This is a genomic window from Pseudomonas sp. FP603 (assembly GCF_030687415.1).
GTDB classification, from domain to species: Bacteria; Pseudomonadota; Gammaproteobacteria; order Pseudomonadales; family Pseudomonadaceae; genus Aquipseudomonas; species Aquipseudomonas wuhanensis.
The window spans coordinates 5,219,225-5,240,870 of record NZ_CP117431.1; the positions used below are offsets into that span (position 1 = coordinate 5,219,225).

Here is a 21,646-nt window from a genome sequence, read left to right on the forward strand (position 1 = left end):
GGGCAGTCCCTTGCGGTGACTGCCCGTTTTTTATGCCTTGATCAAGGCCGCGCTTCGGTAAAGCTTTGCTCGCGAGCTGCATCAGGGTCTTCTGATTCCGAATCTGTTTCAGCTTCGGTTTCCGGCTCGGCATCCGGATTGAAATCAGCCTCCGGATTGACCGGATTCTGCATCTGATCCTGCACCACTTGCTCATCGACTCGCGGGTCAAGACAAGCGACCAGCGGTGAACTCGACATGCTGTCCGGCATGGCCACGTGATGCAGCGGAGCATCGTCCACCTGATGCAGGTTGGTGACCGCTTTCGGGCGGATTCGCCACACCAGCACCAAGGCGAAGAAGCTGAAGAAGGCATAGAGCATCTGACTGCCGAACAGCTTCATCAGCACCCCGGCCACCAGCGGCCCGATACTCGCGCCGACACCGTAGGTCACCAACAGCATCGCCGTCAGCGACACCCGGCGATCACCCTCGACGTGGTCGTTGGAGAACGCCACCGCCAATGGGTACAGACAGAACTGCACCAACGAGCAGAGGAACCCGGCGATGAACAGCACCTCCAGTGGCACCTGCTGCATGATCGCCAGCGGTAACGCAGCCAGTGCCAGGCTAAACGCGAAACAGCGGATCAACAGCGCCCGGTCATAGCGGTCCGACAGCCAACCCAACGGCCATTGCACCACCAGGCCTGCAAAAATGCAGCTACCCATGAACAGACCGACCTGTTCGGTGGACAACCCTTGCTGCGAGGCATACAGCGGCGCCAGACCGTAGAACGAACCGACGATCAAACCCGACCCCAACACCGTACTCAGTGACTGCGGCACGCGCTTGATGAAGAACCGTGGCTCCATCGGCGCCGGGTGCAACGGCGCCGGGTGAATCCGCCGCGTCAGGGCCACTGGCACCAGACACAACGCGAAACACAGTGCGACCAGCATCAGCAGTTCCAAGCCCAGGCCAGGGTGCATGACCAGAATCAGCTGCCCCAACACCAACCCCAGGTACGAGGCGATCATGTAGCCGCTGAACACCACGCCACGTTGCTTGGCTTCTGCCTGCTCATTGAGCCAGCTTTCGATCACCATGTACTGGCACATCATGCCCAGGCCAACGATCACCCGCAGGAATAGCCACGCGGGCAGCCAGTCGACCAGGCCGTGGCCGAGCACCGCCGCGCCGACGATCCCGGCGCAGGCTGAATAGGCTCGAATATGCCCGACCCGGGCAATCAGCCGGTGGCCGATCTTGCCGCCCAGCACCAGGCCGAAATAGTTGGCTGCCATCAACGCACCGACCCACAGGCTGTCGACGTTATCGGCCGCCAGGCGCAGGGCAAGGTAAGTACTCAACAGGCCCGAGCCGATCAACATCATCAGCGAGGCAAAATAAAGCCCCCGAAAAGATTTCAAGATTTGGCGCATCGGCGTTCCGAGCGGCTCCTTGCAGTGAGTATCGGGCTATCGACAAACGATAGCCCGACGGCGACGGATCGTCAGGCCTGGGCTGCTAGAACACGCCGTTCCCAGGGAGTAATTTCATCAAAGAAGCTGGTCAACTCCATGGTCTTCGAAGCGATGTAGCCTTCGATGAATTCCTTGCCGAACAGTTCCTTCGCCAGCTGGCTACGTTTCAGACGTTCGAGAGCGGCATGCAAGGTACACGGCAACGAAAGATTGTCCGGCACAACGAACTCACCCTGGATCGGCTCGCTCGGCTCCAGTTTGTGCTCGATGCCATACAACCCCGAGGCCAGGCTCGCGGCAATCGCCAGATACGGATTGGCATCGGCCCCCGGCAAGCGGTTTTCGACCCGACGAGCGACCGGTGAACTGGCCGGAATGCGCAGCCCCGCCGCGCGATTGTCGTGGGACCAGCAAGCATTATTCGGCGATGCGAAAGGATGGCACAGGCGCTGATAGGAGTTCACGTTCGGCGCAAACAGCGCGGTGAAATCCGCCAGGCCGGCCTGCTGACCACCGATAAAATGACGGAAGGTCTCGGTCGGCTCGCCGGCCTTGTCGCTGAACACGTTACGCCCGGAGCCGATCTCGACGATGCTCTGGTGAATATGCATCGAACTTCCAGGCGTGTGGGCCAACGGCTTGGCCATGCAGACCACGGTCAGGCCATGCTTGAGCGCCACTTCTTTGAGCAGATGCTTGAACAATAAGGTCTGGTCGGCCAACAGCAACGGATCACCGTGCAGCAGGTTGATCTCGAACTGGCTGACGCCCATCTCGTGCATGAAGGTATCGCGCGGCAAGCCCAGCGCCGCCATGCATTCGTAGACTTCATTGAAGAACGGCCGCAAGCCGTTGTTGGAACTGATGCTGAACGCCGAATGGCCATCCTCGCGACGACCGTCCAGACCCAGTGGCGGCTGGAAGGGTTGCATCGGGTCAGGGTTGGGCGCGAAGACGAAGAACTCCAGCTCGGTCGCCACCACCGGCGCCAGACCGAGAGCGGCGTATCGAGCGATCACGGCCTTGAGTTGGCCGCGGGTCGACAATGGCGAGCTCTCGCCAGTCAGCTCGTGCGCATCGCAAATGGCCAGCGCCCGAGGCTGTGAGCTCCAGGGCAAGCGGTGGATCTGCGCGGGATCAGGCACCAGCGCCAGGTCGCCATCATCGCTGCCATAAAAGCGCGCTGGCGGATAACCACCCATGATGCATTGCAGCAGCACTCCTCGCGCCATCTGCAAACGCCGCCCTTCAAGAAATCCTTCGGCGGTCATCACCTTGCCGCGTGGTACGCCGTTCAGGTCCGGCGTGACACATTCAATCTCATCAATGCCCGTCAATCGCTGCGCGAGTGAGCGATGGCCATCGGTTGTCATGACGCAATCCTTGTTGTTGTACGAGCCGCGAACGGCGACCCGTACAAAATAGGCTCCAGCTGTTCAGAATATCAAGCAGCGTCAAACAAAAAGATATTCAGGGAAGGTAAAGGCTGAACACACCGCCGCCCAATGGGCCGCCATTGCTGATTTCGGTGCGGCCGCCCACGCCATTGCGCTGATGCAAGGCGGCAATCCGCCCGGCAAAGTACAGGCCCAGGCCGGTGCTGCCACTGCTGTGGTTGATGCCCTGTACATAATCGGCCTGACGCTCGATCATCTCGGGCGGGTAACCCTCGCCATCGTCATTGATGGTCAGCACCAGTTGCCCGGCCTCATCGCTGACGCTGATCAACAAGGCATGACGGGCATAACGAATGGCGTTGTTGATGCTGTTGGCGAGCACCGAGGCAATCAGCTCCCGGTCGAAGAAACCCAGCGGGCTCAACGGGTCCACTTCGTACGTCGCGATGATGCCGCGGCTGGCGAACACTTCTTGATGAGCCGCCAGTTGCGCCTCAATGAAATCATCCAGCTCATGGTAGGCGGGCTGCAACGGCATCTGGTTGACGCCGAGTTTGTACAACCCCAGCAACTGCACCAGCATGCCATTGAGGTGGGCGAACTCGAAGTCGATCACGCCCTGCTCCGGGGTGTGCTGCTCGGGATCGGGCAAACGCGCCAGCCATTGACTGTGCGCCTGCATCAGCATGGCCAGAGAGTTCTTCATGTCGTGCACGGTGGAGGCAATCACCGTGGAGAAGTCGAGTGACGGTTCGCTGTCGATCATTCGCCGAACGCCTTGATTTTCAGTTTCTGGTAGCGCGGATAACGCGCGTCGGTATCGGGCATCAGGCCGACGGTTTTCAGGCAAGCGCGACACTCTTCCAGTTCGGCCGACGGCACGCTGGTGTCGGTGCCATGCAGCAACGATTGCGCCATGTTCAGGGCAATACTGATGTTCTTCGGCTGCAGCGCCAGGGCTTTGCGGAATACATCCCGGGCTTCCACCAGGTTGCCGGTCTTGTACACCCGTACGCCCTGACGGTTGAGGTCGGCGGCCGCGTTGCCGGAGTTGAGAATCGTCGGGTCGTCGGTCAGCTTGGCGATGCCTTTCATCACGGTGGGATCATCGCCGTAGATCTCCGCGCAGTTTTTCAGCATCGAAGCACCGGCACTCGCCTGCCCCAGCATTTGCAGCTGCTTGGCCACCAGCAGCGCCGCTTCGGCGCTCATGAACTGCTCCATGCCATCGAGGCGCATCATCGCCTGCTCGGTGAGCTTCTCGGCGGTTTCGGCATCGTTGAGCAGCAAGCTGGTGGCTTTCATCAGGCGCGCACGAATTTGCAGGCCTGGATCGGAAGGGTTCTCCTTCGCCACCGCACTCAGCGTTGTGTTGATTTCAAGGCGGGTCCGGGTGTCCAGCCCCTTCTCACTGCCTTTGCTGATCAAGGCATGGGCCAGGCCGAGGTTGCTTTCCGCATCCTTGAAACGCGACTGCGCCCCTTGGGCCACGGCCTGGCGATAAGCTTTGGAGGCAGTATCGAAATCCTCGTTGGCCATCGCCAGCTTGCCCAACAACGCTTGCCGACGCACCGCCAGCGGCGACAGGCGAATAGCCTCTTCCAGGACTCTCTGCGCCCCCTTGGTGTCCCCTTCGGCAACCAGCACATCGGCCATGCCGTCGTAGAGGGCCGGCATCATCGGGAAGACTTTCAAGGCTTTTTCGTAAATGCCCTTGGCCTGGCTGACCTGCCCACGCTTGAACAGCAATTGGCCCAATCCGGCAAACGCCCAGGGCAAAGGCCGATCCGCAATGATGCTGTCGTAAAGACGCTCCAGCGCTTCGTTCTGGTTCAAGTCGCGCAACGCATCGGCGCGATAACGCAGGCACAGCGGCGAATATCGAATGTCCTGTTTGCACAGGGCGATGCAGGCATTGAGCACTTCAACCGGTTTGCCCCGGTCAAGCGCTTGCAGGATCGGCTTGAGCAAGGTCTTGCGCTGTTCCAGTCGCTCCAGGCGCTGAGCCAGGCCGGAGCGGTTGAACGGTTTGGTCAGGTAAGCGTCGGGCTCATGCTCCAGTGCGCTAAGCACCATGGCCTGGCTGGTTTCGGCGGTGACCATGACAAACACACTTTCATGGCTGATCAGCTTCTCGATCATCAGGTCTTCGAGCACCTGCTGACCGTTTTTCTTGCCATCACCCAGGTGGAAATCCTGCAGGATGAAGTCGTAGGACTTCTGCGAGCACATGCGCAGCGCCTGCTCACCGGTATCAGCGGTGTCGACGTCCTTGACGCCCAGCTCCCGCAGCATGGACCTGACGGAACTGCGGAAATCCGAGAAATCATCGACGATCAAAAAGCTTTTTTGGTGATACGACAGCATCGAAGATTTCCAGGCAATTTAAGAAGAAAACCCAAAGACAACTGCACGGGCGGCGTTTTTGGCGCGCAGATGATAGCGAGAGGCCATAGGCTATCAAGTCATTTCGCAGAAGCCCGTGATTGCCGGCCGCCAGCAACGAAAATCACAACGACCGTCAGGGTTATCGGCCACTAGTCGCGTTCCCTTGAAGCAGCGGGAGCGCAATCGCACTTTTTACTGCCAAAAGATCATACGGCTGCGCGTGGGCGCGCTAAATATTTGAAGGTACTATTGAAAAACGGGATTATCCTGATTCATTGAACACGCTAATTATTGTCCGCTTGAACTCACTACGTTCTGAATCGCCGGTAAAGGCCAAGAAATGACCACCACCCCCAAGCACTCGGCCATGGCTCCCGAGCGAAAGGCCCTGACTCCCAGCACCCTGGACTTTCCGGTCGTGGGTATCGGCGCGTCGGCGGGCGGACTGCAATCCATCAAACTTTTTTTCGAGAACATGCCTCACGACAACGGCATGGCGTTTGTGATCATTCTTCATCTGTCACCCGACCACCAAAGCGTCGCAGACAAGATCATCCAGGAATCGACCCGAATGCCGGTTCTGCAGGTCACCGAAACTGTGCCGATCGAGAAAAACCGGGTGTACGTCATCTCACCGGCACAGCGGCTGACGATGAATGGCAATAACCTTGAGGTCAGTGAAAACGACCCACAACTGGGGCGCCACGCCTCGATCGATTTGTTCTTCCGCGACCTGGCGCAGGTGCACCGCGAGCGCGCCTTCTGCCTGGTGCTCTCGGGCAGCGGTTCCGACGGCGCCGTCGGCCTGTCGCGTATCAAGGAACAGGGCGGTATTACCCTGGCACAGGTGCCGGAAGACGCCGAGTTCGACGGTATGCCTCGAGCGGCCATCGAGACCGGCATGGTCGATCTGGTATTGCCCGTCGTAGAAATGCCGCAAAAGCTGCTGGACCTGTGGCACAACTCCCGGGAAATCAGCTTGCCTGCCGCCAACGATCCGGAACTTCAATCCTTCGCTTCGGTGCCCGAACGTGATGCAGCGCTCGCCGAACAAACGCTGCACGACATCCTGATCCTGTTGCGTACCGGCACCGGCCATGACTTCAAACACTATAAACGCGCGACAGTATTGCGGCGGATCGAGCGCCGGATGCAAGTCACCGCCCAGCCAGAGCTGGGGGCTTATTACCGCTACCTGCAAAACAACCCCGAAGAAACCAAGGCGTTGCTGGCAGACATGCTGATCGGCGTGACCAACTTCTTCCGTGATCGCGAAGCCTTCGAAGCGCTGGAGCGCGATATCGTGCCGCAACTGGTCAGCGCCGCGGTGGGGGCGCAGCCTGAAAAAGAAGAAATCCGCATCTGGTCGGCTGGTTGTTCCACCGGCGAAGAAGCCTATAGCCTGGCGATGCTGGTCAACGATCAGCTGCAACAGGAAGCCAGCAAGGCCTCACTGCAAGTTTTCGCCACCGACATCGACGAACGCGCCATCAGCTTCGGCCGGGCCGGCCTGTACCCGCAAGCCATCGTGACGGACGTACCGCCAACGCGGCTGCGGCACTATTTCATCAAGGAAGACGACCACTATCGGATTCGCAAGGAAATCCGCGAAAAGGTGCTGTTCGCCAAACACAGCCTGCTGTCCGACCCGCCCTTTTCGCAAATCGACCTGATCGTGTGCCGGAACCTGTTGATCTACCTGGATCGCGAAGTACAGCGCGAAATCCTGCAGATGTTCCACTTTGCATTACGGCCCGGTGGTTTCCTGTTCCTGGGGTCTTCCGAAAGCGCAGACGCTTGCCATGAGCTGTTCACGCCGGTGGACAAACGCAACCGGATCTTCCGCGCCAAGACCGGCACTGCCAACAGCCGACGCACGCCGACTGTGCCGCGTGGTGGTTACGTGCGCTCCAATATTTCCCATCAGGCACCGCAACACACCGTGCAGCGCAAACTGTCCTTCGCCGACATCCACCAGCGCGCCCTCGAACGCGCGGCTCCGCCGAGCATGATCGTCGATGCCAACGCCGACATCCTGCACATGAGCGAAAGTGCCGGGCGTTTCCTGCGGCATGTGGGCGGTGAGCTGTCACGCAACCTGCTGACGCTGATCCTTCCGGAGCTGCGCCTGGAAATCCGCACCACGCTGTTCCAGGTCCAGCAAAGTGGTCTGGCGGTGAAATCCCGCGAAGTACCGTTCAAGCGCGAAGAGCGGCGTTACAAGGTCAGCCTGGAAGCCCAGCCCTACAAGGATGAAGAGTCGGACGGCGAGTTCGTCCTGGTGATTTTCGAGGAAGTTGAAGTCGATCCTTCGCAAGCGACGGCCACGACCCTGCTGCAAACCGAAAGCCAGGTGCTGTCCAACCTGGAGCGTGAACTGCAACGCACCAAGCTGCACTTGCAGGACACCATAGAACAATCGGAAATCTCCAGCGAAGAACTGAAAGCTTCCAACGAAGAAATGCAGGCGATCAACGAAGAACTGCGCTCGGCCACCGAAGAGCTGGAAACCAGCAAGGAAGAGCTGCAATCGATCAACGAAGAGCTGCTGACGGTCAACTACGAGCTAAAGACCAAAGTTGAAGAAACCGACAAGATCAACGACTACCTGACTAACCTGATCGCCTCCACCGACATTGCCACGGTGTTTGTCGACCGCAGCATGCGAATCAAATGGTTCACCCCGCGCGCCACTGACATTTTCAGCATGTTGCCGATGGATACCGGCCGCTCCCTGCTCGACATCACGCATCGCCTGCACTACGACGACCTGGCGAGTGATGCCGCACAGGTGTTCGAATCATTGAACATGATCGAACGCGAAGTCTGCAGCACTGACAAGCGCTGGTATATCGCTCGCCTGCTGCCCTACCGCTCCAGCGAAGACCGTATCGACGGCACCGTACTGACCTTCATCGACATAACCAAACGTCACGAGGCCGAAGAAGAACTGCGCCGAGGCGAAGAACGAATGCGCCTGGTAGCGGAAAGCACCCGCGACTACGCAATCATCACCCTTGATGAACAAGGCGTGATCACCACCTGGAACAAAGGCGCCGAACTGATCTTCGGCTACAGCAAGGCCGAGGCCGAAGGCGCTTACTACGACTTCATTTTTTCCGCCGAAGACCGCGCCTCCGGCGTGCCTGAAACCGAACTGCTGGGGGCTCGCACCCATGGCCGCTCCGAAGATGAACGCTGGCACCTGCGCAAGGACGGCAGCCGCTTCTATTGCAGCGGCGAAGTGACCCTGCTCAGCGGTGACAACCTTCGCGGCTACGTGAAAATCGCCCGTGACCTGACCGGTCACAAACGCCAGCATGAAGAGCAAAGCCAACAACTGGCCGAGACGCTTAACACCAATTACCTCAAGGATGAGTTCTTCGCGGTCATGTCCCACGAACTCAAGCATCCTCTGAACCTGATCCAGCTCAACGCCGAACTGCTGCGGCGCTTGCCGGTGACCAAGTCGGTGGCACCGGCTGCCAAAGCCGTGAGCACCATCTGCGATGCCGTCAGCAGCCAGGCACGGATCATCGACGACCTGCTGGACGTCGCCCGTGTGCGCACCGGCAAGCTCAAGCTCAAACCGATTGTCGTGGATCTGGCCAGTGTGCTGCGCGATATTTACACCGTTGTCCTCAACGATCAGCACGGCACCACTGTCGAGCTGCAAGTACCTTCGGAGCCGTTGATGGTCCATGCCGATCCGACGCGCCTGGAGCAGATCATCTGGAACCTGGTGAACAACGCACTGAAATTCACCCCGCCCGATGGCCGCGTGCAATTGATCGCCAGCCAGGTCGGGAACATGGCGCGGCTGGACGTCAAGGATAATGGCACCGGCATCGCAGCCGAGAACCTCGAACACGTATTCGATCTGTTTGGCCAGGCTGAAACACAGCACACCCATCACCAGCGCGAGGGGCTGGGCATCGGCTTGTCACTGGTGCGTCAATTGACCGAGGCACAACATGGCACGGTTGAGGTGAGTTCGCCGGGCGTTGGGGAAGGCTGTACCTTCACTGTCTATTTGCCGCTGGCCAGTCGTGAAGGTGAAACCCAAACCACAACGCCAACCGACGAGGTATCAGGAAAACTGAGCGGCTTGACGATTCTGCTGGTCGACGACTCTGCCGAGGTACTGGAAACCCTGAAAATGCTGCTGGAAATGGAAGACGCCGAAGTCGTTGCCTTTGATCGTCCGAAGGACGCTCTGGATGCAGCCGCAAGCAACCACTTCGACCTGATCATTTCGGATTTGGGCATGCCGGTCATGAATGGCCATGAACTGATGCAAGCATTACGTCAGTTGCCGAATGTCAAGAATGTGCCGGCCATTGCCCTGACGGGTTATGGCGCCAACAGCGATATTCAGAAGGCCCGCCAATCGGGGTTTAACCAGCACATTGGAAAACCGGTGTCCTACGATGACCTGATCGCAACCATCGAAGCCCTGCGCCAGCCCCAGACACCAGGTTCTCAATAGTTCAGCGAAAATAGGCGCGTTGCACGCAGACGCGCCGGTCAATCGCCTGTTTCAATCGCTCCTTGTGGTCTGCCCAAATCTTGGGATCGACCTTTTGCGCACGCATGAGGTTCAGCATGGCTGCTTTGGCGGCCAGGTATTCCGACCACGCATCTTCGCAACTGAGCTTGAAACGCTCACGTTCGCTCATTTCCATCCGCCGTAGCGCCAGTACCGACTCATCGGTGATGACCGGTCCTAGCGTCAGTTGCACCCGATGCGGTGCGACGAAGCCCTGCGTGTCCGCCATAATTTCTCCTGCTCGCTGAGCCCCCCACCTCAACGCATCACAGTAAGGTTCATCGCGAGCCCTGTCGTGAGACTCTTCACACAGCATGATCCCATGGTCATCGTAAATACCTACGAACACTTGGGTGACCCCCTCATGGCTCACCCGCGCCCGCACTTCCACCTGCATCCCGTCGCTGAGCACTTCTTCATGAATGTGGAGAGGTAACCGATTGTCGGTCCATAACCAGAACTGCGCACCTCTGTGTCGCATTGCTTGGCTCCTTATGGAGTGAGCAGTAAGGCACAGCAATGACAGACTTTCCATGTAGGTCGTCGGGTGGTTCGAGTCTGAAAAAAAACTGCTGGAGGAATGCTCTGGCGGGGTCTTTTTAACAGCTGACGTTATGCTCCGGCACTGGCATGACGCAGCCAGCCCTTGCCGTGCAAGGGTTTCAGCTGATTTCAGCCTTATCAGCGTTGAGTGCTTGTGGCCATTCGCCAAAAACAGATCGACGTAATATTGACACAAAAACATCCGCCTGTCGGAATATTGGCACTTCGTACTGTTACCTTCGCTTTACACCTTTACAAAGCCTGACCCCACAACTAAACACACATCAAACTGATATCAGGAAAGGCCGTATCCCTGAGTCGGTGCTGTACCAAAACACGGCCTCACCCAGCCTTCACTTCAGGAGTCCCTTCCCTATGGGTACTCTCAGATTATTGCGCGTCATGCGCAACGCAGCCCCAGGTTTGGGCCCACGTTCGCCCGACCGGTCCTGTGATTCGCTCCTCAAGTGCAGCGAACATCTTCACTCCCGCAATAGCAGCGCCCCTCTGCCGGTAGCGCCTGTTCCGTCAGGCCCGGACGGCCGACGATGTCTGGCAGCTGCCTCGCACCACTCCTGAACTCCCGGAGCGGCGCAAAAGCACGGGACTTCGTCCTGTTAGCAGTCCCTGGCGATTCCAATAAAAAAGCATTCTCCGGAGAAAGACATGGCTACCACCACAACGACCAGCGGCGGCACCGTTACTTCGCTTTCCAATACACCGCAGGCTCAGGACGACATTTTCACTACAGGTGTCATTGGCACGAGCAGCGCGGCCATCACTGAAGACCTGCTGGGAGTCGTGTACCTGGACGTCATGTCCAATGACCTCGGCGGTAGCGCAAAGACACTGTGGTCACTCGATGACGCGACCAGTCTTTCTACGGCCACCAAGGTTTATGCTCCGGCCGATCTGCTGGTCCAGGACACGGGCAGAATTGAGGCGACGAGTACCGACACCAGTTTCAACGGGGCAAAGATCTGGATTACCTCGGATGGAAAAGTCGGCTACGACGCCGCTACGTTGTCGACCGCTTTCAAGGCGCAACTCCAGGCGCTTGCTGGCGGAGCGTCCCTGACGGACAGCTTTACGTATGCGATTCGCCTCGGCAATGGCACCCTCAGCTGGGCCACTGCGCAGGTGCAATTCGCAGGTGCGAATGACAGTGTGACGATGAGCCTTGGCGCACAGGCCGGCACGGTAACCGAAGATGCGACCGCGACCCCGAGCCTGACCGATTCGCTGAGCGCGACAGGCACGATTGCGTTTAGCGATGTCGATCTGAGTGACACGCATACCGCCTCATTCGTGGCGGCGGGAGGCAATACCACAGCGCTGGGCAACTTCGCCCTCGCCTCTGTGACTGAAGCGGCCAACGCGGCTAACGGCACCGTTGACTGGACTTACACCCTGAACAATGCGGCAGCCCAGACCCTGGCCCAGGGTCAGACTGCTACCGAAACCTATGTGGTCACCATCAATGATGGGCATGGCTCATCGACCACGCAGAACGTGACGATCACCATCACCGGCACCAACGACCAGGTGCAGATCACCAGCGGCGTGCAGGCCGGCGATGCAGGGGAAGACAGCGGCGACTACGCAGCCAGCGGCAGCATCACCTTCACCGACGTCGACCTGATCGACACTCACAGCGTCACTGTCACGCCGGGCGCTTCTGGCTATTTGGGCAGCTTCACCACCGATCCATTGAGCGACAGCACCGGCACGGGCAGCGGTTCGCTGGGGTGGAACTTCGCGGTGAACAACGCCGCGCTGCAGTTCCTCGGTGAGGGCCAAAGTGTCACTCAAACCTATAACGTGGCGATCGGTGACGGCGCGGTGCAGACTGTGACCATCACGATTACCGGCACCAATGACCAAGTGCAAATCACCAGCGGCGTGCAGGCCGGCGATGCCGGGGAAGACAGCAGCGATTACGCGGCCAGCGGTAGCATCACCTTCACCGACGCCGACCTGATCGACACCCATAGCGTCAGCGTCACGCCGGGTGCATCCGGCTATTTGGGCAACTTCACCACCGATCCACTGAGCGACAGCACCGGCACGGGCAGTGGTTCGCTGGGGTGGAACTTCGCGGTGAACAACGCCGCCCTGCAGTTCCTCGGCGAAGGCCAGAGCGTCACCCAAACCTATAACATGGCGATCGGTGACGGCGCGGTGCAGACCGTGACCATCACGATTACCGGCACCAATGACCAGGTGCAAATCACCAGCGGCGTGCAGGCCGGCGATGCCGGGGAAGACAGCGGCGACTACGCAGCCAGCGGCAGCATCACCTTCACCGACGCCGACCTGATCGATACTCACAGCGTCACTGTCACGCCGGGCACTTCTGGCTATTTGGGCAACTTCACCACCGATCCATTGAGCGACAGCACCGGCACGGGCAGCGGCTCGCTGGGGTGGAACTTCGCGGTGGACAATGCCGCGCTGCAGTTTCTCGGTGAAGGCCAGAGCGTCACTCAAACCTATAACGTGGCGATCGGTGACGGCGCGGTGCAGACCGTGACCATCACGATTACCGGCACCAATGACCAGGTGCAAATCACCAGCGGCGTGCAGGCCGGCGATGCCAAGGAAGACAGCGGCGACTACGCGGCCAGCGGCAGCATCACCTTCACCGATGTCGATCTGATCGACACTCACAGCGTCACTGTCACGCCGGGCGCTTCTGGCTATTTGGGCAGCTTCACCACCGATCCATTGAGCGACAGCACCGACACGGGCAGTGGTTCGCTGGGGTGGAACTTCGCGGTGAACAACGCCGCCCTGCAGTTCCTCGGCGAAGGCCAGAGCGTCACCCAAACCTATAACGTGGCGATTGGCGACGGCGCGGTACAGACCGTGACTATCACAATTACCGGCACCAACGACCAGCCGACGCTGACGATTACCGACACCACCGGCGCGATGAACGAAGGCAACGGCACGGCCACCCTGAGCGACAGCGGCGCCCTGAGCTTTGCCGATCTGGACAGTACCGACACGGTGACCGTGTCGCAGACCGCCAACGGCGACATCGCCTGGAGCGGCGGCGTGCTCAATGCGACCATGGCCTCAGCACTGGTGGCCGGTTTCTCGGTCGACCAGAACAGCTGGGACTACAGCAGCAATCAGAACCTCGACTTCCTCGGTGCAGGTGAAACCATCACCTTCTCGTACGCGGTGGTCGCGACCGACGATAGCGGCGCGGCTAACGCTGCCTCGGCGACGCAGACTGTCACCATCACTATCACCGGCACTAACGACGCGCCCGTGCTCAGCTTCGCAACGGGCAATGATGCCGGCGCGGTGCAGGAAGACACCACGCTCAGCGTCAGCGGCCAGTTCAGTTCGGCTGACATTGATCACGCTGCCACGGCCACCTGGACCATTGCCGGGTCGAATACCGGCACCTATGGTTCGATCGCGGTGGATAGCACCGGCCAGTGGACTTACACCCTGGCCAATGGCACCGATGGCGTCGCCAGTGCGGTGCAGTCGCTGAAGGTTGGCGAAAGTCATGATGAAGTGTTCAGCGTGCAGGTCAGCGATGGCCTCGGCGGCGTCGACACTCAGTTGGTGACCGTCACCGTCAGTGGTACTAACGACGCACCCGTGCTCAGCTTCGCAACGGGCAATGATGCCGGTGCAGTGCAGGAAGACACCACGCTCAGCGTCAGCGGCCAGTTCAGTTCGGCCGATATCGATCATGCTGCCACGGCCACCTGGAGCATCGCCGGGTCGAATGCCGGCACTTACGGCTCAATCGCAGTCGACAACACCGGAAAATGGACTTACACCTTGGCCAATGGGACCGATGGCGTCGCCAGTGCGGTGCAGTCGCTGGGGGCTGGCGAAAGTCACGATGAAGTGTTCAGCGTGCAGGTCAGCGATGGCTTCGGCGGCGTCGACACCCAGCTGGTGACCGTCACCGTCACCGGCACTAACGACGCGGCCGTGTTGTCCTCGGCCAACGTCACGCTGACCGAAACCGATGCCCCGCTGACCACCGGCGGCAGCCTGACTGTCAGCGATATCGACAGCCCGGAAAGCTTCCAGGCGCAAACCAACACCGCCGGCGGCTACGGCCAGTTCTCCATTGGCACCAATGGTGCCTGGAGCTATGTCGCCGACTCCGCCCACAACGAGTTCGCCGCTGGCACCACCTACACCGATACCTTCGCGGTGAGCAGTGCCGATGGCACCCTCACCTCGGTCACTGTGCATATCCTCGGGAGCAACGATGCTGCGGTATTGTCCGCCGACATCGTCAACCTGACCGAAAACGATGCCCCGCTGACCACCAACGGCAGCCTGACCATCAGCGATGTCGACAGCGCCGCGACCTTCGTCGCCCAGTCCAACACCGCCGGCAGCTACGGCCAGTTTTCCCTCGGCACCGACGGTGCCTGGAGCTATGTCGCCGATAGCGCCCACAACGAGTTCGTTGCCGGCACCACCTACACCGATACCTTCGCGGTGAGCAGTGCCGACGGCACCCTCACTTCGGTCACCGTGCATATCCTCGGCAGCAACGATGCCGCGGTGTTGTCCTCGGCCAGCGTCACGCTGACCGAAACCAATGCCCCGCTGACCACCGGCGGCAGCCTGACCATCAGCGACGTCGACAGCCCGGAAACCTTCCAGGCCCAATCCGGTACCGCCGGCGTCAACGGAACCTTCGCCATCGATGTCGCAGGTAATTGGAGCTATACCGCCAACTCGGCCTTCGACACACTCAATGTCGGCGACAGCCTGACCGACACCTTCACGGTACTCAGTACCGACGGTACCGCGACTGCGGTGACGGTGACCATCAACGGCAGCAACGACTCGCCGACGATCACCTCCAACGGTGGAGGTGTGACGGCTTCGGTCAGCGTGGCGGAGAACAGCACGGTGGTCACGACAGTGGCGGCGAGCGATGCCGATCTTCCGGCGCAACCCCTGAGCTACAGCATCGTCGGCGGAGCGGATGCCGCGAAGTTCTCGATCGTTTCGGGCACAGGCGCACTGACCTTTGTCTCTGCACCTAACTTTGAGTCCCCAACTGATTCGGGAACGAACAACGTCTATGACGTGATCGTGCGGGCATCGGACGGCACGCTGTTTGACGACCAGGCGATCGCGGTGAGCGTGACGGGCGTCAACGACAACAACCCGGTGATCACCTCCAATGGTGGAGGTGCGACGGCTTCGGTCAGCGTGGCAGAGAACACCACGGCGGTCACGACAGTGATGGCTATCGATGCTGATCTTCCGGCGCAAACCCTGAGCTACTCGATCCTGAACACGGCCGGAACGGACTTCAGCAAGTTCTCGATCAGTTCGAGCGGGGTGCTGACGTTCAATTCGGCGCCGAATTACGAGAATGCCCAGGATGTCGGTGGTGCTGACGGTGACAATGCCTATGTTGTGGACGTTCTGGTGTCCGACGGCAATGGCGGAACCGACACCCAGACAATTACGGTAAACGTGCAGAACGTAGTTGATACTCCAGTTGATACCGTGGCACCTACAGTGACAGTGACGGGGACGGCCTTAGGGAATTCAATCGGCTCAGTGTCGACAGTCACATTCCAGTTCAGTGAGGCAGTGAGCGGTTTCAACCTTTCGGACGTTACGGTGAGTGCATCAGGGGCAACGCCCCGGGGAACCTGGAGTAATTTCACGCAGGTAGACGGCGATACCTACACGGCGACACTGACTAGAACGCTGGGCGGTAGCGTGAAAGTCGACGTTACCGCGAACAGCTACACCGACCTGGCGGGTAATGCTGGTGCTGCCGGGAGCAGTGCAAACCTTCCGGCAGGCGTTGCCGGCGAACCCATCAATCTAGCCCTCAATACTCCATCGGCCGATATCAGCGGCCCGATAACCGTGTCAATCAGCGGTGTTCCCTCGGGATGGATATTCAATGCGGGAACCGACAACGGCGACGGCACCTGGACCGTGCAGACCAGCGATCCTGGCGCATTGACGGTGACAACCCCAAGCGACTTCGCGGGAGCGTTGGTGCTTGATGTCAATATGTACTGGAGCAATAGTGACGGCAGCGACGGCAGCGCCTATGTGTTCAACAACATCGAAGTCTATGCCCCCGGCTCGCCGATCTTCGCCTTGTCCGCTGACGACAACCTGACCGGCTCGTCCGGTGCCGACACTTTCGTCTTCGCCCAGCCGATCGGCAACAATCAGATCTACAGTTTCGATGCCACGGCGGACAAGATCGACTTGATCGGCTTCACGGGCATCACCAGCTTTGCTGATCTGAGTATCACTAACGACGAAAACGGCAATGCGCTGGTCAGCATAAGCTCCGGCCAGTCGGTCACCCTGAAAGGTGTCGACGCGGCGGACTTAAGCGAATCGAACTTCCAGTTCGATGTGGACCCGGTCATGACCAATACCGGCACCCTCACCATTGCCGACGGCGCGATCATGCCGTTCGGTGGCAGCATTCATAACAGCGGCACCCTCGAACTCGGTTCCACCGGCAGCGAGACCAATCTTGAGATTCTGTTCCGCGGCGCGACATTGACCGGTGGCGGCCAGGTACTGCTATCCGACAGCGCACAAAACGTGATTTTCGGCGGCAGCGCCGACACCGTGCTGACCAACGTCGACAACCGCATTTCCGGCGCCGGCCAGTTGGGCGCCGGGCAGATGGTATTGGTCAATGCGGGGCTGATCCTGGCCAGCGGACTGAACAGCCTTGTGCTCGACACTGGCACCCACACCATCACCAACAGCGGGGTACTGGAATCTACGGGTGAAGGCGGCATGACAGTGGCCAGTGCGGTCGACAACTCAGGCCACTTGTGGGCCAACGGCGGCGACATGCGCCTGCTGGCCGACGTGATGGGCAACGGCAGCGCCACTATCGACGGCGACGCGACCCTGACCTTTTCCGGCGCCGCACACGGGTCCGTCGCCTTCCACGGCGAAGGCGCGGGCACGCTGGTGATCGCACAGGCCGAAGCGGCGGGTTCCTTGGTCGGCATCCTCGGTCTGGAGAGCGATGACATGCTGACCTTCGGCGATCTCGCCTTCGGCGCCAACACCCAGCTCAGATATAGCGCCAACGCCTCGGGCACCGGCGGCCTGCTGACGGTGGACGACGGCATGCACCGGGCCGCGGTGAACTTGCTGGGGCACTACACAGTGGAGGACTTCCAGGCCACCGACGGCGGCGAGACCGGCACCCAAGTCAGTTACAACGGCGCATCCAGCGGCACACTGGTGGGCAGCATGGCGGCGGACGTACTCAGTGGTGGCGACGGTAACGACATCCTGGCGGGTCGTGGCGGGGAGGACACGCTCAGCGGTGGCGCGGGAGCCGATATGTTCGCCTATCTCAACGAGGCTGAAGGCGGGGACACTATCCTCGACTACAACTTCGCCGAAGGTGACGCACTCGACCTCTCCGCACTGCTCAGCGCCAACTTCGTTAGCGGTATCAGCCAGGCGTCCGACTTCGTTCAACTGGCGCAGTCCGGCAGCGACATCACCGTGAAGGTGGATGCCGATGGTGCCGCCAATGGTACGAACTTCGCCGATGTGGCGGTGCTTGCCAACACGGGCACGAGCGGTACCGATCTGGTGCGCACCTGGTTTGGGGAGGGTGACCATACGCTGACGGCTTGATGTTGGGTTGGAGTTGAATCCACCGCTGCAGACGGCCACAAAAAAGCCCCACCAGATCACTCTGCGTGGGGCTTTCAAATATATGGTGTCCCAGGGCAGGTTCGAACTGCCAACCTTCCCCTTAGGAGGGTCAATTTAGAAACCGCCAAGCTTGAGACAGACCAGCAATTACTGGGCTTATCGTCCGGTTGCGTCCGTAAAAACAGCCCCGTATAGTTCTTTTTGCTGCCACGGTGCTGTCACGGAGCTGGATTGCTTGAAAACGAAGATCACTCAAAAGCTCATCAACGGCCTACACTCGGAGCCTAAAGCCTACCGCGTGCATGACACTGTACAGCCCGGCCTATTCATTCGCGTGCTGCCGAGCGGGCATAAATCGTACATGGTCACCTGGGGTCGCAACAAGAATGCCACCCTTGGCCGCGTTGGGGTTGTGACTCTCGATCAAGCGCGCACCGAGGCCGCCCAGTACCTGGCCGATGCGCACGCCCACGGGGAGCCACTGGCCGTCGCCCAAGGGCGGAAAGGTGCCGCCCTGCCCTCCTTGCGCCAGTTCATCGACGACACCTATATGCCCTGGTTCAAGACGCACCACAAAGGGCATGAGAAAACCCTGCACACGCTCGACAACAACTTCGAGGCGATCATGTCTCAGCGTCTCGACGCGATCACCGGCCGCGACCTGGACCAGATCCGCACAGGATGGATGCAGTCAGGCAACAAGCCATCGACGGTAAACCGCAAAATGGGCTCGATCAGCGGCCTATTCAGTAGAGCCGTTGAATGGGAGTACATCAGCGCCCATCCGATGAACAAGCTCAAAGCCCTCAAGGTCGACTCCATGGGGTTGGTCCGCTATCTGGATGCCGACGAGACCAAGCGCCTGCGCGAAGCTCTGGATGCGCGCCAAGACGAAGCGCGGGCCGAACGCGAAAATGCAAACAAGTGGCGAGCAGACCGCGGCAAAGAGCAGATGCAAAGTTTGCTGCAACTGCCCTTCACTGACCACCTGAAGCCCATGGTGCTTGTGTCGCTGAATACCGGCATGAGGCGTGGCGAACTGTTCGACCTGAAATGGTCAGCTGTGAACTTCCATACGAAGACGATCACCGCCAACGGCGCCACCACCAAAACGAGCGACACGCGGCATATCCCAATGAACAAGGAAACGTTCGGCGTGCTGGAAGATTGGAAAAAGCAGGCTGCGAAGTCTCGGTACGTTTTTCCGAGCCAGGCCGGCGGCCGCCTGGAAGATGTGAAGAGCGCGTGGCTTAACCTACTTGAGCGAGCCAAGATTGAAGGCTTCCGCTGGCACGATATGCGTCACGACTTCGCGACACGCCTTGTTATGGCGGGCGTACCGCTCAATACGGTACGGGATCTGCTAGGGCACGCCGATATTAAAATGACGCTTAGGTATGCCCACTTAGCGCCGGGTACCAAGGCGGCAGCGGTGGAGCTCATCTAGGAGGAAAGCCAAGCCCTAAATCGTCATCGGTCATAGGCAATATAGTCGGGGATGCTTTGTTCCTCTCAACGTGATCAAGTATTTCTTGCCAGAAAGAGCGTACATGCGATGCAAGCAGCCGAGATTCTGTTGACCTCGATCCGTTACTGTATTGCTCCCAAAAATGCTCAGTTGCCTTGATGGTTTCCCAAATCCTGAGCTCATCGTACGTCAAGGCTTCAGGCATATGAATGGCCAACTGCACTAGCCTTGAAGACTCGTCAGTAGACCAGATTTTATCGAGAACAGTGGACAGATTACTGCCATCAAAGTCGACTGATTGCTGGGCTATCGCCTGCGCAATTGCCCACTCAATTACGGCTGTCAAAGAGCGCTTTTTGCAGTCTCCCCATTATGTCCAAAGCGAACTTTATCTTCGGATCAATTCTGATCCCAACACTGACTGTTGTGCTCGTCTCGCCGGTGCGCTTGCTCGTCTTAGTGGCCATAGCATTCCATCTGTTCTGTAGTCGGCTCAGCCGACCTGATAGGTGCAGCTTGCTCGACGCGCAAACCACTGTCAATCCATGCAAGTACAAGACTGTATAGCATTTGCTTGCACTGTTAGATTTATGCGTTGTAACCTAGCAACATCTGGCATCCTCTTCGGTGCCGGAATTTAGGGAGACGACCATGGAACAAACCCCACAACAAATGGCTCCGCTGTCGGTGAGCGTCGAAGAATCTGCCCCGCATTTTGGGCATTTCGCGCTCTGCTACTTACGAGCTCATCGCCCAAGGCGAAATCAAGACTTTCAAAATTGGTCGTCGGCGCCTGGCACTGGCGTCCGAACTGAAGGTGTTCATTGAACGTGCAGCTAAGGCCGGCGCACGGTGAAGCACGAAAAGAAAAAAGGGGAAGTATTGCGCAGGACTGCGCGGAGAATTGCCAAGGCGGTGCTCGAACACCGCCTTAGCGAAAACACACTGGATAGCACCAACGTGAGGGGCAAACTATGACACGCCATTCTTCAACTGAGCAAGACCGCAAGATGATGGAGGCGCTGCGAAACGGTCCAGTTTCGACCATCGAAGCGGCAAAAGATCTGGATATCGTCCAGCCACCAAACACCATTCGCCGCCTCAGGAAAAAGGGACATGAAATCCGCACCTACTGGACGCATCAGTCCACTGAGCCGGGCCGCCCACCGCATCGCGTTGCAAAGTACATCTTGATGCGCGAAGCGTCGTAAACCAGATATGCAGCGCTCTCCCCATTTTTGGGGCGAGCGCTCGCACCTGCCTGTGAGCCGCTGAATGGCCAGAAAGAAATCCTACAAGGTCGACTTTGGGGGCGGTCGAGTGCTGGCCCTACCTTATCGACTGCTGATCAGCGACGCCTTCGACAATCTGTCGCCCAAGGCAGTAACCGTGCTGATCAAGCTGGCCAGGAATTACAACGGCCGCAATAACGGCGATCTGTCTTGCACGGCCTCGATGATGGCCAAGGGAAAGTCTATGGATGCCAAAACGCTTGCTTCCGCCCTTTCCGAACTTATCGATGCTGGCTTGATTGTCCGAACCCGGGAGAGCCGCAAGGGAGGGCGGGAACAGGGAATGGCACGTTGTGCGCTTTACGCGCTCACCTGGGCAGCAATAGACGATTGCCTGGGAAAAGAGCTCGAATTATCCCCTGGCCCGCCGCGCTTCAAGTTCATCTGATTTTCGAGTTTTTCGGTGGGAATTTTTCCGCCTAGTACTGGGAATTTTTCCCAGTTAACACGCCTTCATTGTCCGGTTGCGTCCGGTTGTTTTTCTGAAATGGTGAAGTACTGGGATTTTTTCCCAGTACCTTTCAATGAAACCGGGGCCTCCAGAGGGGTATGTAAACGGAAAAAATCCCACCCTTTATAAATTACCACCACCAGGGTTTATAAGATGGGACCTAAGACGTACCAGCAGGCACGATGCACCCATGGGCACGCAGGGAAATGTAAACGTATAGGAGGCTTCACCTTTCTTGTTGTGGACTTCCTCCCTTGGACGCTGATCGGTATGTGTCGTCCATGCGCGGAGGAAGTGAGGAAGGATTTGATCTACCAGGTTGAAAAGGGTCAAGGCCGATAGTCGCCGATCCGCCACCCTAGAAGTCGAGCAGTGTTTCAAACCAAAAAAAAGGCACCACCCTGTTGCGGGGTAGTGC

General features: G+C 59.0%; 11 protein-coding genes. 6 read left to right on the plus strand and 5 right to left on the minus strand.

The window, feature by feature from the left end:
- Positions 1 to 41 precede the first annotated feature (41 nt).
- The 4 genes from PSH65_RS24130 to PSH65_RS24145 form a co-directional block, all read right to left on the minus strand.
- Entirely contained in the window at positions 42 to 1,424 is a 1,383-nt protein-coding gene (locus PSH65_RS24130) for an MFS transporter (protein ID WP_305422797.1), read from the minus strand.
- A gap of 71 nt (positions 1,425 to 1,495) precedes the next feature.
- Positions 1,496 to 2,737, minus strand: a complete 1,242-nt coding sequence (locus PSH65_RS24135) for a glutamine synthetase family protein (RefSeq protein WP_305427044.1) — start codon at positions 2,735 to 2,737, stop codon at positions 1,496 to 1,498.
- 199 nt (positions 2,738 to 2,936) lie between these two features.
- On the minus strand, positions 2,937 to 3,629 hold the full coding sequence (locus tag PSH65_RS24140; RefSeq protein WP_305422798.1) for a sensor histidine kinase KdpD: 693 nt from the start codon (positions 3,627 to 3,629) through the stop codon (positions 2,937 to 2,939).
- On the minus strand, positions 3,626 to 5,230 hold the full coding sequence (locus tag PSH65_RS24145; protein ID WP_052966588.1) for a tetratricopeptide repeat-containing response regulator: 1,605 nt from the start codon (positions 5,228 to 5,230) through the stop codon (positions 3,626 to 3,628). Before PSH65_RS24145 ends, PSH65_RS24140 begins: the two co-directional genes overlap by 4 nt.
- A gap of 361 nt (positions 5,231 to 5,591) precedes the next feature.
- Between PSH65_RS24145 and PSH65_RS24150 the strand changes: the two genes are divergently transcribed.
- Positions 5,592 to 9,740 (plus strand): CheR family methyltransferase, encoded by a 4,149-nt coding sequence (locus PSH65_RS24150; RefSeq protein WP_305422800.1) that lies wholly within the window; start codon positions 5,592 to 5,594, stop codon positions 9,738 to 9,740.
- A gap of 1 nt (position 9,741) precedes the next feature.
- Here PSH65_RS24150 and PSH65_RS24155 read toward each other — a convergent pair whose 3' ends face one another.
- On the minus strand, positions 9,742 to 10,281 hold the full coding sequence (locus tag PSH65_RS24155; protein WP_305422801.1) for a hypothetical protein: 540 nt from the start codon (positions 10,279 to 10,281) through the stop codon (positions 9,742 to 9,744).
- Positions 10,282 to 11,009: 728 nt separating this feature from the next.
- Between PSH65_RS24155 and PSH65_RS24160 the strand changes: the two genes are divergently transcribed.
- The 5 genes from PSH65_RS24160 to PSH65_RS24180 all read left to right on the plus strand — a co-directional run bounded on the left by PSH65_RS24160 (position 11,010) and on the right by PSH65_RS24180 (position 21,165).
- Complete coding sequence (locus PSH65_RS24160) at positions 11,010 to 17,996, plus strand: VCBS domain-containing protein (protein WP_305422802.1); 6,987 nt, start codon at positions 11,010 to 11,012, stop codon at positions 17,994 to 17,996.
- Positions 17,997 to 18,252: 256 nt separating this feature from the next.
- Positions 18,253 to 19,464, plus strand: a complete 1,212-nt coding sequence (locus PSH65_RS24165) for a site-specific integrase (protein WP_305422804.1) — start codon at positions 18,253 to 18,255, stop codon at positions 19,462 to 19,464.
- 736 nt (positions 19,465 to 20,200) lie between these two features.
- Positions 20,201 to 20,341 carry a helix-turn-helix domain-containing protein gene (locus tag PSH65_RS24170; protein ID WP_370694666.1) on the plus strand — a complete coding sequence of 47 codons (141 nt, stop codon included), beginning with the start codon at positions 20,201 to 20,203 and terminating at the stop codon, positions 20,339 to 20,341.
- A 118-nt stretch (positions 20,342 to 20,459) separates the two neighbouring features.
- A complete protein-coding gene (locus PSH65_RS24175; protein ID WP_026067396.1) occupies positions 20,460 to 20,696 on the plus strand; it encodes a helix-turn-helix domain-containing protein in 237 nt (78 codons plus the stop codon).
- Positions 20,697 to 20,760: 64 nt separating this feature from the next.
- A complete protein-coding gene (locus tag PSH65_RS24180; RefSeq protein WP_305422805.1) occupies positions 20,761 to 21,165 on the plus strand; it encodes a hypothetical protein in 405 nt (134 codons plus the stop codon).
- The last annotated feature ends 481 nt before the right edge of the window (positions 21,166 to 21,646 follow it).